Origin of the sequence: Streptomyces sp. NPDC060002 (assembly GCF_042737245.1) — a bacterium.
Classification (GTDB): Bacteria; Actinomycetota; Actinomycetes; order Streptomycetales; family Streptomycetaceae; genus Streptomyces.
This window is the reverse complement of the sequence record NZ_JBHWUW010000003.1, coordinates 89,621-102,909: the sequence shown is the minus strand read 5'-3', so window position 1 is coordinate 102,909 and position 13,289 is coordinate 89,621. Positions and strand designations below refer to the sequence as shown.

Genomic DNA, 13,289 nt, shown 5'->3' with positions numbered 1-13,289 from the left:
GTTTCCTGTCACTGGACCGACCTACGCTGAGCCGGAGGGGGAACGGTCCCCACCGTCGCCCGGTCGCCCGGTCGCCCGGCGGACGGTCGTGGCGCCGCGCCAGGGCGCGGGCACGGGTATGAGCACAGCCGGTCACACGCTTGATCCAGGCCTGATCCAGGGAAGTGGACTATGACGCGCGGGGGAACACCACGCCCCGGGGACGCGAGGGCCTCCTCGTCCAGCTCCCTCGCGGTGGCGGCGGCGGAACCGCCTGAGACGGACGGCGCCGCGGAGCGGGGATCCACGGAGACCGCCGCGGCCTTCGCACGGGGCCGCGCCGGGACCCGGTCCCCCGGACCGGCCGAGGGCGCCGGACGGACCGTCCCCGCGGAACCGGCCACCGGAGCCGCCGAGGAGACCCCGGCAGGAGAGACCTCGGCAGAGGAACCCCCGGCCGTGCCCGGCACCACCGCGCCGACTCCGGTCACGTCGGGTGCCGTGACCACCGTGACCACCGTGACCACCGTGACGGCCGCGGGCGGGTCCCTCCGGCCGGCCGCCGACGAGGACACCGCCGACGAGGACATCGACGCCGAGACCCCGGACGGCGGAGCACCGGACGGCGGAGCACCGGACGGCCGAGCACCGGATGCCGGAGCACCGGATGCCGCAGCAGCGGGCGCCGGGCGCCGGGGGGAGGGCGCCGCCGGGCCGGACGCCGACGAGGGCTCCTCGGAGGGGCGTTCCGAAGGCCGTCCCGAGGTCCCGGGCGGCTCGGCCGAGGACACTGCCGCCGGTACCGCCCGGACGGTGGTGCTCGCCTCGGACACCGGCCGGGACGGCGACGACGGTGACGCCGAGCACGGCGGCCGCCGTATCTCCCGCGAGTCGGTCGTCGGCGTCTCCCTGCTGGCCCTGCTCGTGGCGGGGAGCTCCTTCCTGCTGGTCGGCTCCGGAGGCGACTCGTCCGCATCCGGCACCGTCCAGTCCGCGCGCGGCGGCTTCTCGCAGGACGGCGAGGACGGACCCGGCGGTGTCCCCGGCACCGCCGCTTCCACCGCTCCCTCCGCCCGGCCCACCACCGGCACCCGGCCGGGCACCGGCGTCTCCGCCTCGCCGCGGAGCGCCGCGAACGGGTCCGGGTCCACGACCGGGGAGGGCTCCCACCACAGCGGATCCGGCTCGGCCACGGGCAAGGCCGCCGCGGGTGCCGCGGCGGCAGCGGCTGCGGACGCCGACCGGCCGGTGAAGTCCACGGCCTCGACGCCGTCCGCGGGACAGGCCGCCGCGGCCCCGTCCGCGCAGTCGGCGGGCGCCCTCGTCGGCTCGGCCTCCGGCCGCTGCGCGGACGTCACCGACGGCACCGCCGACGCCGGCACGCCCCTTCAGATCTGGGACTGCACCGGCGCCAAGTGGCAGCGCTGGTCCCTCTACTCGGACGGCACGGTGCGCTCCCTCGGCCTGTGCATGGAGGTCGCCTCGGCCTCCGTGAGCGACGGCGCCGCGATCCGGCTCGCGAACTGCGACGCCGGCTCGGGCCAGCGGTTCCGGCTCAGCTCCGCGGGGGACCTGGTCAACGTCCGGGCCGACAAGTGCGTGGACGTCAAGGACCAGCAGACCGACAACGGCGCCCGGCTCCAGCTGTGGACGTGCACCGGGACGCAGAACCAGAAGTGGCGCCTGGGGTGAGGACGGTGCGATGGAAGAGCCGGTGACGCGCCAGGACCCGACGGCGCCGTCCTTCTCCGTGCTGGGGCCGATGCGTGCCTGGCGCGAGGGCACCGAGCTGGATCTCGGCCCTCCACAGCAGCGCGCCACCCTGGCGGTGCTGCTGGTCCGCGTGAAACGGCCCGTCCCGGTCGGTGAGATCGCCGACGTGCTGTGGGGCCAGGGGCAGCCGGTGAGCGCGACCAACGTGATCCACCGTCACATCGGAATGCTCCGCCGGGTCCTGGAGCCGGAGCTGCCCAACCGCACCGAGGGACAGCGGCTGGTCCGGGTCAGCGGCGGCTACCGGCTGCGCGTCGACGCGGACGACGTCGACCTGACCCGCTTCCGCCGACTGCGCGAGCGGGCCCAGGAGGCTGCTCGGGCGGGGAACGCGGCGGACGCCGTGGAGCGGTTCAACGACGCCTTCGCGCTGTGGCGGGGGCCGGTCGCCGCCGGAGTCCCGGCCGTCGCGCGCGCCCACCGCATCTTCACCGCCCTCGACGACGAGTACGTGGCGGCCGTCCGCGAGGCCGCGGACACGGCCCTGCGCGACGGCCTGGCGGACCGCGTCCTCCCCGCGATCGAACGCTGCGCCGCCCGCCACCCCCTCGACGAGGGGGTCCACGCGAAACTGGCGTTGGCGCTCGCCGTCACCGGCCACCAGGCCGAGGCCCTCGACGTGTGCCACCGCGCCCGGACGCGGCTCGCCGAGGAACTGGGCGTCACCCCGGGCACCGAACTGCGCGCCGCGCACGAGCGCGTGCTCGGCGGCGACCTGAACGGCCCCCCTGTCGGCGTCCGGCCGAAGCACCCGGAGCACCCGGAGCACCCGGAGCACCCGACACACCCGGAGCGCCCGGGGTCACCGAAGCACCCGGAGCACCCGACACACCCGGAGCGCCCGGGGTCACCGAAGCACCCGGAGCATCCGCGGCACTCGGAACACGCGCGGCACCCGGAGCGCTCCGAGCACCCCGAGGGGCCGGAGCACCGGCGGGCCGCTCCGGTGCCGCGCGGCGAAGGCGGTTCCACGCCGACGGCACCCCGGCCCGCCCCGGCACCGGGCCGCACCGGCGGGCCGTGGCTCGTGCCGGGGGGGCCCACGGCGCGACCGTCGGCCGCCCCGCCCACGGACGGCACCCCGCCCTGCCCGCAAGGTCCCGGCGGCGACCCGATCCGGAGCCATGACGAGGGGCGCCGGCCGCTCACGTTCGGCGGGGACGCGCCCGCGCCCCCGCACGCGTTCGTCGGGCGCCGGACCGAGACGGCAAGGCTGCTCGCCGAGGCTGCGGCCGGGGCCGCCCGGCATGGGGACGAGACCGTGAAACTCGCCGCCGTCTGCGGCCCGGCCGGGTCCGGCAAGACCGCCCTCGCGGCCGAGACCGTCCGCCGCCTGGCCGACCGGTTCCCCGACGGGCTGATCCGCATCGCCCTGCGGGGCTACGACCCGTCCGCCGCGCCGGTCGCGCCGGGCGAGGCGATCCGCGGTCTCCTCACGGCCCTGGACGTCCCCCCGGACCGGCTGCCCGCCGACCCCTACGACGTGGACGCGCACACCGCCCTGTGGCGCAGTGTGCTCTCCCGGCGACGCTTCCTGCTGCTGCTCGACGACGCCCGCGACACCGCGCAGATCCGGCCGCTGCTGCCCGCCACGCCCGGCTGCATGGTTCTGGTGACCAGCCGCGACCAGCTTTCCGGCCTGGTCGCCGCGGAGGGCGCCCACCGCGTCGTCCTGGGCCCGCTCACCCCCGAGGAGTCCCGGGAACTCCTGGCGACACGCCTCGGTCCCGACCGGCTCGCCGCCGACCCCGAACGGACCGAACGGCTCGTGGAACACTGCGCCGGACTGCCGTTCGCCCTCCACCTGGCGGCCGGCCGGCTCACGGACACCCCGCGGGAACCGGCGGCGTCGCCCGTACCGTCCGGCATTCCGGGGGAGAGTGACCGGACCACCGTACGGCGCAGTCTGTACGGCTCCTACCGGACGCTCGACCCCGACGCCGCCCGGCTGTTCCGGCTGCTCGCCCTGCACCCGGAGCCCGAGACGGGCGTCGCGGAGGCCGCCGCCCTGGCCGGCACCGGCCCCCGGCGGGCCCGCGTCCTGCTGTCCGCGCTCACCGGAGTGCACCTCCTGGACGAGCGCGCGCCCGGCCGCTTCACCCTGCGGCCCCTGGAACGCTCGTACGCCCACGAACTGGTGCACACGACCGACGGCCCGCCGACACGCGCCGCCGCCGTGCGCCGTCTGCTCGGCCACCTCGTCCGCCACGCGCTCCCGGACGACGGGCCGCGGACCCCTTGGCTCCACGGCGACGGGTCCGCCGACGCACCGGCCCGGCTGCCGGGCACCGGCCCCTTCCTCCCCGTGGAGCCGGAGATGTTCTCGCTCTGACCGGCTCGCCCCGACCGGCGGCCGCCCCACCACCGAAGGACTGGACCGCACATGCCTTTCTCCCGGCCGTCGCGCAGGACGGCCCGGCCCGCCCCGTCCCCCCGCCGCACCCGGTACGCCGTCCCCGCCGGACTGTGCGCCCTCGCGCTCACCGTCTGTCCCGCGCCGGTCGCGCTGGCCGACGACGCGTCACCGGCCCCGGCCGCGACCGGCTCGACCGTACGGCTGCCCGTCATCCCCGGCTCCCTCGGTACCGGCGCCGCCTGCACCCGGCCGTCGCCGACCACGATGACGGTCGTCCCGTGGACGCACGCCGTGCTCGGACTGTCCGGTGCCCGGACCTACTCCCGGGGCGCGGGAGTCACCGTCGCCGTCGTCGACACGGGCGTCGCACCGGGGACCCACGGCCTCGAGGGCCGGGTCGAGGCGGTGGGCGACGCCGCCGAGGACTGTGTCGGACACGGCAGCTTCGTCGCGGGGCTCATCGCCGCGGAGTACGGCGGGACCGGCGCCGACTTCGGCGGACTGGCCCCCGACGCCCGCGTCCTCGCCGTACGCGGCACCGACGCCCGCGGTCTGGCCGACGCCGCGAGCGTCGCCGCCGGCATCCGTGCGGCCGCCGACGCCCGAGCCCGGGTCGTCGCGGTCCCGCTGGCGCTGTCCCGGGGCAGCAAGGCGCTGAGTGCGGCGGTCCGTTACGCCGTCGCCCGGGACTGCCTGGTGGTCGCCGCGGCCGTGCCGGACGCCACGGGGGACTCCACCGGCGCGTCCGGCGCCACGACGCGGGCCGCCCAGGCCGCGCGCTACTGGCCCGCGTCGGACGAGGGCGTGCTGTCCGTCCTGGACTTCGGCCCCGACGGCGGCCGCCCCGACGGGGCGCCGGAGCCGGTCCGGGCCGACCTGGCCGCACCGGGCGACAAGGTCGTCGGCACCGGCCCGCGCGGGACCGGCAACTTCACCGGCACCGGCGCCTCCTTCGCCACCGCCCACGTCGCCGGGGCCGCCGCGCTCGTCCGGTCGCGGTACCCGGACCTGAGCGCCGAGCAGACCGCGCGCCGGCTGACCGGCACCGCGTACCCGGCGGACGTGCCGCGCCTGGACACCTACGCCTCCCTCACCGTCGTACCGCACGACGGAGGGACCGCCGCGCCGCGGCGGGCGCCGGCGGAGCGGGTGGTGCTGTCGCTGCCCGCCGACGACCCGGGCCCGCGCCGGATCGCCGTGGCGGTGGGCTCGGTGTGCCTGCTGACGCTGCTGACGGCGGCGGCCGCGCGGGGCGTGATCCGCGCCCGGCGCGGCCGCCGCGACGGCGCCGCGGAGACCTGAACGCGACCCGGGCGGAAGGGGCCCTCGCGTGGGGCGCCCGCGACGGAGGAACCGTCGAGCGCGGAGGGGCCCGGCCCGTGGGCCGGGCCCCTCCGTGGTGTCAGTCCTCGTCCAGCAGAGCCGTCTGCACCTGGAACGTCTTGCGGCGGGTGATGCGCAGCGCCCGGCCCGGCACCAGGACACGGGGCTTGACGCTGCCGAACAGATACCCCTCGGACGGCGGGCAGGACATCAGCAGGCCCGGGGTGTTGATGTCCAGCATCCGGCGCAGGACCGGGTCGCCCAGGCCACGTCCGGCGCCCGCGGCGGAACGCGTCACCACCAGATGGAGACCGACCTCGTAGCCGAGCGCCAGGAAGTCCAGCAGCGGTTCGAACGGGCTGCGCCCGAGAGGCGCGTTGATCAGGTCGTAGTCGTCGACGAGGACGAACAGGGTCGGCCCCTGCCACCAGTCCCGCAGCCGCATCCGGGACGGCGCGATGTCCGGACCCGGCATCCGGGTGCGCAGCGCGCGGGCCGCACCGTCGGACAGTTCCCGCAACTGGTCCACGGAGACCGCGTGGCCGAGCCGGTACTCCTCCGGCACCGCCTCGACGAGTTCCCGGCGGTAGTCGACGACGAGGACCCGCGCCTCGGCGGGGGTGTAGCGCTCGATGATGCCCTTCGCGACCAGCCGGAGCAGATTGGTCTTGCCGGTCTCGGCGTCACCGACGACGACCAGATGGGGGTGTTCGGAGAAGTCGTGCCAGGCCGGGGCCAGCTTGTCCTCCTCCACGCCGAGCGCGACGCGCAGATCGCCCTCGGCGGGCGGCAGGCCGGCGGCGGAGAGCCGTACCGGCAGCATCCGCACGGGAGGCGCCGGGGGCCCCGCCCAGTGCTCGGCGACGGACCCGACGACCTGCGCGACGCCCTCCGCCAGGTCCTCCTGGTCCTGCACGCCGTCCAGCCGCGGCAGCGCGGCGAGGAAGTGCAGCTTGGTCTCGGGGGTCAGACCGCGGCCCGGGACCCGGGGCACCGAGCGGGCCCGCCGGATGTCGATCACCGACTCCATCGGGTCGCCCATCTTCAGCTCCAGACGGGTGCCCACCTGATCCCTGACCTGAGCGGCGAGTTCGACCCACCGGGTGGTGGTGACGACGAGGTGCACACCGTAGTTCAGGCCGCGCAGGGCGAACTGCGACAGGGTGGTCACATGGTCGAGGAAGTCCTGCCGCAGGGTGCCCCAGCCGTCCACGACCAGGAACACGTCGCCGTACGGCTCGTCGGGGAACTCCCCGGCCGCCCGCCGTTTGCGGTACGTCGCCATGGAGTCGATGCCGTGCTCCAGGAAGAACCGTTCGCGTTCGGCCAGCAGCGAGGCCACCGCCGCGACGGTCCGGCCGATCCGCTCCCCGTCGACATGGGCCGCAACACCGCCGACATGGGGCAGCCCGGTGAGCCCGGTCAGGCTGCCGCCGCCGAAGTCCAGGCAGTAGAACTGCACTTCGCGGGGGGTGTGGGTGAGGGCGAGGGCGGTGATCAGAGTGCGTACCAAGGTCGACTTGCCGCTCTGGGGGCCGCCCGCGATCGCCACATGGCCACCCGCCCCGGACAGATCCACCACGAGGGGGTCCCGGCGCTGCTCGAACGGCCGGTCCACGATGCCGATCGGGACCCGCAGACCGCCCCGCGCCACCGCCGACGTCCCGGACCCGCCGGCCGGGACCGTCAGACCGCGCTCGGCGTCCGGCGCCGTCGGCGGCAGCAACCGGTCCAGGGTCGGCGGCTGTCCGAGCGGCGGCAGCCACACCTGGCGGGCCGCGGGACCCGAGTCGCGCAGCCGGTCCACGGCCGTGGCGAGCAGGCTCTGAGCGCTCGCCTCCTCCGCGGCTGCGGCCTCCGCCTCCGCCCGCACCACCGACTCGGGCAGCTGCCGCGGCGCGATCCAGCCGACGCTCCAGGGGGTGACCTGCCCGGCCACCTGCGCACGGGCCAGGGCGCCGCGCCGACGCCGGTAGGTCCCGGAGACGTACGCGGCCCGGAACCGGGTCAGCGCCTCCACCCCGCTCTTGAGATAGCCGCTGCCCGGCTGGGAGGGAAGCTGATAGGCGTCGGGCACGCCGAGCACACCCCGGCTCTCCATGGCGGAGAAGGTGCGCAGACCGATGCGGTAGGAGAGGTGGCTCTCCAGCTGGTGCATCCTGCCCTCGTCCAGACGCTGGGAGGCCAGCAGCAGATGGACCCCCAGGGACCGCCCGAGACGGCCGATCATGACGAACAGCTCCATGAACTCGCTGTGCGCCGCCAGCAGTTCGCTGAACTCGTCCACGACGACGAACAGGCTCGGCAGCGGCTCCAGCGGGGCGCCCGCGGCACGCGCCTTCTCGTACTCCAGGGCCGAGGTGTGGTTGCCCGCGGCCCGCAGCAGTTCCTGACGGCGGATCAGTTCGCCGTGCAGGGCGTCCTGCATACGGGAGACGAGCGCGACCTCGTCCGCCAGGTTGGTGATCACCGCCGAGGTGTGCGGGAGTTCCTCCAGGCCCAGGAAGGTCGCGCCGCCCTTGAAGTCGACGAGCACGAAGTTCAGGGTCTGCGAGGAGTGGGTCAGCGCCAGACCGAGGACGAGGGTGCGCAGCAGTTCGCTCTTGCCGGAGCCGGTGGCGCCGATGAGCATGCCGTGCGGGCCCATGCCGCCCTGCGCCGACTCCTTGATGTCGAGTTCGACGGGCGCCCCGTCCGCGCCGACCGCGATCGGCACCCGCAGCCGCTCGGCGGCCCCGGTACGGGCGGCCCAGTAGCCCGCCGGATCGTGCCGGTGCAGGTCGGGAATGCCGAGCAGTGAGGTCAGCTGGATGTCGGAGGCGAGCGGTTCCGTGCTGTCGGTGGCCAGACTCAGCCGGTACGGGGCGAGCAGCGCGGCCAGCGTCCGGGCCGCCGCCGGACCCATCCGGTCGGGGCGGCCGAGCGTGGTGGTCTGCTCCTGGCGGCTGCGGTCGGTCCGCACCAGGCGCAGCTCGGGGTCGGTGAAGTCCAGGCGCAGCGTCGTGCGGCCGGGCCGCCAGGTCAGCGCACCCGACAGGTCGACGGTGACACTGTTGCGGAAGCCCTGTCCGTCCAGCCGGTGCCCGGCCGGCATCCGGCCGCCGTCCACGACGATCACGGTGAACGGTTCCTCGCGCCCCGGCACCGCGTCCGGGTCGAAGGCGGGCCGCTCCTGGAACTCGGCGCCGAGCAGGTTCTCCAGTTCGGTGACCGACGGCGCGACGAGGCGGGCCGGTCCGGCGCCGTCACGATCGTGCCGGTGCTGGGAGTGCGGCAGCCACTTCAGCCACTCCCAGTCGGCCCGCCGCTCGTCGGACACGCACAGGGCCACCCACAGGTCCTCCGGGGCGTGGAACGCGGCGAGCTGGGCCACCAGGGCGCGGGCGGCCGACCGGATCCGGTGTTCGTCGCCCCGGGTCAGCACCTTCGACCAGGCCCGCAGATAGACCGCGACGGGCTGGTCGGGGACGGTCGAGTAGGCGCGGATGAACCTTCGCAGGGCGTGCGCGCTCAGCGGCTCCAGGTCCTCCACGGGCTTCGTGGAGACCGGGCTCAGCCGCACCCCGAGCCGCTGGTCGCCCACGGCGATCCGCACCTCGGCGAAGTCGTCGTCGGCGGGGCGGCGTTCCCACAGCCGGGTGGTGCGCACCATCGACCAGAGCACGGCGGGGTCGGGATGGCGCCACACCAGGGCCTCCCGCTGCTCGGTCACCGCACGTCGGACCTTCTTGCGCACCTGCGCCAAGTACCGCAGATAGTCCCGCCGTTCACCCTTCGTGCGGCGCTTGCGCTCACCCCGGCCGCGCATCATCTGGCCGACCAGCATGGCCACCATGGACAGCATCATCATGCCCATGGCGATATAGCCGAGGACGGAGTTCTCGCCCGGCCGCAGGAACATCACCAGCATCGACGCGGACATCATGCCCATGGGCAGGAAGGTCCAGACGGCGGACGAATCCGCCTGCGTCTCCGGCAGGGTGGGCGGTTCCTGGAGCGCCAGTTCGCCCTGGGGCATGTCGGGACCGCGGCGCCGGGCCGGCCTGCGGAAGAGTTCAACGGACAACGGGATGACGCTCCTTCGGTGGGGGTCCGCAGGGTTCGGTTCCGTCCACGTGCTCCCGCCCGCGGACGGAGTACGGCGGATGCGGGGCGGACACCGGGCGGACACCGGGCGAATCGCCGCCCGGCCCTCGCCCCGCCGCCCGGCCCTCGCCCCGCCGCCCGGCCCTCGCCCCGCCGGCCGCCTCTCGCGGCCGGGAGCGTCTCCACGAACCCCACCCGGGATCCTAGGAGGCCCCGAGTGCGTAAAAAGTGTCCGTCCGCGAAGGGGGAGTACGGCGGCCGTGGCGGGCTCCGGGGGCCCCGCCGCGGTGCCGGTACGGCCGTACGGTCCGCGCGCGGTGCCCCTCGTCGCCGGTCAGTTTTCCCTCACACACGCCTGCCTACGATCGCCCCGGTGCTTGCGGGGCCGACGGCCGGACCGTCAGTCGTCAGTGTCCCTGCCCGCCCCCGCCCCGCCCGGATCCCTTCGCGTTCCCCGCGAAGCCCGGGCCCCCCGCACGACGGGCCGTCGAAGAGCTTCGAGCAGAGCGGTCCGAGCAGAGCAGTCCGAGCAGAGCAGTCCGAAAAGGGCTTCGCAGAATCCCGAAGAGCCCCGAAGAGCCGAAGAGTTGCTGAAGAAGAGCCGAAGAAGAAAGGCAGGAGCGTGAGCGACAACGCGCTGGCCGGTCTCTGCCGCGTGAACATACGGACGTCCGAGCGGTCCGTCGATCTCGCCGTGCCCTCGGACGTCCCGATCGCCGATCTGCTGCCCGTCGTCATCGGCTACGCCGGCGACGACCTGGAGGAGTCCGGACTCGAACACGGCGGCTGGGTGCTCCAGCGGCTCGGCGGCACACCGCTGGACCTGGAGGCCACCGCCCAGTCCCTCGAACTGCGCGACGGCGACACCCTCTATCTGCGGCCGCGCGTCGAGACCCTGCCCGAGGCGCACTTCGACGACCTGGTGGACGGCATGGCCGCCACCCTGCGCGAGCGCCCCCGCCAGTGGTCCCAGGACGCGACCCGCTGGCTGCTGCGCACCCTGCTGGTGTGCTCCGTGGCCGTCGCCCTGGCCATCCTCGTGCTGCCCGGCGCCCCCGTCGCCGTACGCGCGGCCACGGCGGCGCTGATGGGCGTGTTCCTGCTCGCCGGGGCCGCCGCGGCCAGCCGTGCCATGGCCGACAACGGCACCGCCACCGCGCTCGCCCTGATGGCCGGGCCCTGCCTGGGCGCCACCGGCTGGCTGCTGCCCGTGCTGGGCGCGGGGGACGGCTCCGCCTCGACCGGCAGCAGACTGCTGTCCGCCGCCGCGGCGTCGGCGGCGGGCGCGGGACTCGCCCTGATCCTGATCTCGGGCCCGGCCCGCTTCTTCCTCGCCTCGGCCGTGGTCGCGGTCGCGGTCTGGCTGGCCGGACTGCTCATGGTCCTCGCCGGACTGCCGGCCGCGCACGCCGCCGCGCTCGTCGCCGTCGTCGCCACCCTGCTCGGCGCGAGCGTCCCGGCCGTGTCGTTCTGGCTGGCGGGACTCCGAATGCCTCCGCTGCCCACCAACGCCGGGGAACTCCAGCAGGGCATCGACCCCGAACCCGGCGAGCGCCTCGTCGTCCGCACGATCCTCGCCGAGGGCTGGATGACCGCGCTGTACGGAGCGGTGGGCGTGATCTGCGCGGGCGCCCTCACCGCCTTGGGCAGCGAGCCCGCCACCCCGGCCCGCGTCACCACCCTCGTCCTCGTCCTGCTGCTCACCCTGCACAGCCGGGGCATCGGCAACGCCGTCCAGCGCGTGTCGGTGCTGCTGCCCGGTCTGTGGGGCGCGGCCGTCCTGGTCGTGTCCCTCGCCCTGCGCTCCGGGACCGCGGACCGGCTGCTGCTCGTCGTGCTGCTGTCCGGCCTGGCCGCCGCGCTGGCCGCGCTGTGCTGGGCGCTGCCGGGCCGCCGCCTCGTCCCCCACTGGGGGAGAGCCGCGGAACTGCTGCACTCGGCATCGGCGATCGCCCTGCTGCCGCTGGTCCTCTGGGTGCTCGGCGTCTACGGCCGGATGCGCGGCGTCTTCGGCTGACCGGCGGGAGCGCGCGGGGCGGTCACCCCCCGGCACGCGCGATGCACCCGGTGCGCGCGGCAGGTGACGACGAGAGAGCCAGAGACGAGAGGGAAGGGAGGACCCGGTGCAGTCCAAGCGCGACCAGGTCGAGGCGCACGTCTTCATGATGAGCCGCCTCACCTCCGGCATGCTGCTCACCGATCCGGACGCGTCGGAGAGCCCGATGGGCCGCACCAGCCGCGGCGCCGCCTGGGGGCTGTTGCTGGGCGCGCTGGGCGCTGCGGGCTGTGTTCTGTTCGGGGTGCTGTCACCCGGCGGCGACGACTCCTGGAAGAGCGCCGACGCCGTCATCGTCCGCAAGGACACCGGCACCCGGTACATCTACCAGGACGGTGTCCTGCACCCGATCCGCAACTACGCCTCGGCGCGGCTGATCGGCGGCTCGGACCTCGCCACCCGCATGGTCTCCGGCGCCTCCCTGGACGGCACCCCGCGCGGAACCGCCGTGGGCATCTCCGGCGCCCCGGACGACCTGCCCGCCGCCTCGGACGTCAACGCGGGCCCCTGGCTGGTGTGTTCCGGGATCTACACGGCCGACGACGGCAGAAGGCCGGCCACCACCACCCTCGTCATCGGCTCCGAGCCGCCCGAGGGCGACGGGCTCACCACCGGACAGGCCCTCCTGGTCACCTCCGCAGGCGGTGACCGGTTCCTGGTCTGGCACGGGCGCCGGCTGCCGCTCGACACCGAGCACGGGGCACAGCGCGCCCTCGGCTACGGTGACGCCACCGCCCGGACGGTCTCGGCCGAGTTCCTCAACAGCCTTCCCCTGGGACCCGAGCTGGCGCCCCTCGACGTGCCCGGACGGGGCACGGCGGGCCCGTCGCTCGACGGGCACGCCACCCGCGTGGGCCAGGTGTTCACCGTGCAGGTCCCGGACGGCCCGGTCCGGTACTACCTGCTGACCGCGCAGGGCCTGCGCCCCGTCGACGCCACCCGGGCGGCGCTCGTGCTGGGCGATCCCCGTACCAGGGAGGACGGTTACGACGGTGAGCCGCCGGCCGTGGTGGCGCTGGCCACCGACACCCTCGACGCCCATCTGACCCGCTCCGGCACCGGGGACACCGGCTCCGCGCAGTGGCCCTCGGGCCCGCCCCGGCTGGTGGAGCCCGCCGGGCGGCAGGACCTCTGTGTGAACGTGGAGCCCACGGACGGCGGTCCGGTGACGAGCGTCGCCGTGGTCTCCACCCTGGACGCCTCGCCCGCCGGGGCACCCGAGGGGGTGCAGGCCGCCTGTTCCCCCGTGGACGCCATCGCGGCGCGGCCGGGCGCCGGAGCCGTGGTGCGCGCCCTCGGGGCGGGGGGCGGGGAACTGGGGGACACCACGTACCTGGTGACCGACACGGGAGTGAAGTACCGCATGCCCTCGGGGCAGGCCGTCGCGGATCTCGGCTACGGCGGGACGGAACCGGCGGCCCTGCCCTCGACGCTCCTGGAGATGCTCCCGACCGGCCCCGACCTGGATCCCGACGCGGCCTCCGGTGCCGTCGCCGCACGCACCACGCCGACCGGGGGCTGCTCCGGCGTCCCGGCACGCGACGGCTCAGCCGGGACGCCGCAGGGACCCGCCGACGGCGCCCCCACCGGTCCCGCGGCCGGCCCGGTGCCCGGCCTCGCCGCGGGCAGGCAGGAGTGACCCGGAGCGGCCCCCGAGCGACCCCAGCCCTTCCCAGCCCTTCCCAGCCCGTCCCGGACCGCCTCGCAGAGGCGGGG

General features: G+C 75.6%; 6 protein-coding genes. 5 read left to right on the top strand and 1 reads right to left on the bottom strand.

Annotated elements, in window-relative coordinates; translation table 11 throughout:
• Window positions 1-171 precede the first annotated feature (171 nt).
• Genes ACFWBD_RS04445 through ACFWBD_RS04435 form a run of 3 tightly spaced genes read left to right on the top strand, consistent with a single transcriptional unit; the run spans window position 172 to window position 5,410 of the window.
• Complete coding sequence (locus ACFWBD_RS04445; protein WP_385662488.1) at window positions 172-1,671, top strand: ricin-type beta-trefoil lectin domain protein; 1,500 nt, start codon at window positions 172-174, stop codon at window positions 1,669-1,671.
• A gap of 10 nt (window positions 1,672-1,681) precedes the next feature.
• Entirely contained in the window at window positions 1,682-4,084 is a 2,403-nt protein-coding gene (locus ACFWBD_RS04440; RefSeq protein ID WP_385662486.1) for a BTAD domain-containing putative transcriptional regulator, read from the top strand.
• A gap of 51 nt (window positions 4,085-4,135) precedes the next feature.
• The gene (locus tag ACFWBD_RS04435) at window positions 4,136-5,410 is read left to right on the top strand and encodes a S8 family serine peptidase (RefSeq protein ID WP_385662483.1); all 1,275 of its coding nucleotides are present in this window, start codon (window positions 4,136-4,138) and stop codon (window positions 5,408-5,410) included.
• Between the two features lie 100 nt (window positions 5,411-5,510).
• On the opposite strand, the gene eccCa is transcribed toward ACFWBD_RS04435, so the two are convergent.
• Window positions 5,511-9,497, bottom strand: coding sequence for a type VII secretion protein EccCa (gene eccCa / locus ACFWBD_RS04430; protein ID WP_385662480.1), 3,987 nt, complete (start codon window positions 9,495-9,497; stop codon window positions 5,511-5,513).
• A 642-nt stretch (window positions 9,498-10,139) separates the two neighbouring features.
• Here eccCa and eccD point away from each other — a divergent pair.
• Entirely contained in the window at window positions 10,140-11,534 is a 1,395-nt protein-coding gene (eccD, locus tag ACFWBD_RS04425; RefSeq protein ID WP_385662477.1) for a type VII secretion integral membrane protein EccD, read from the top strand.
• Between the two features lie 106 nt (window positions 11,535-11,640).
• On the top strand, window positions 11,641-13,212 hold the full coding sequence (gene eccB / locus ACFWBD_RS04420; protein ID WP_385662474.1) for a type VII secretion protein EccB: 1,572 nt from the start codon (window positions 11,641-11,643) through the stop codon (window positions 13,210-13,212).
• Window positions 13,213-13,289: the final 77 nt, after the last annotated feature.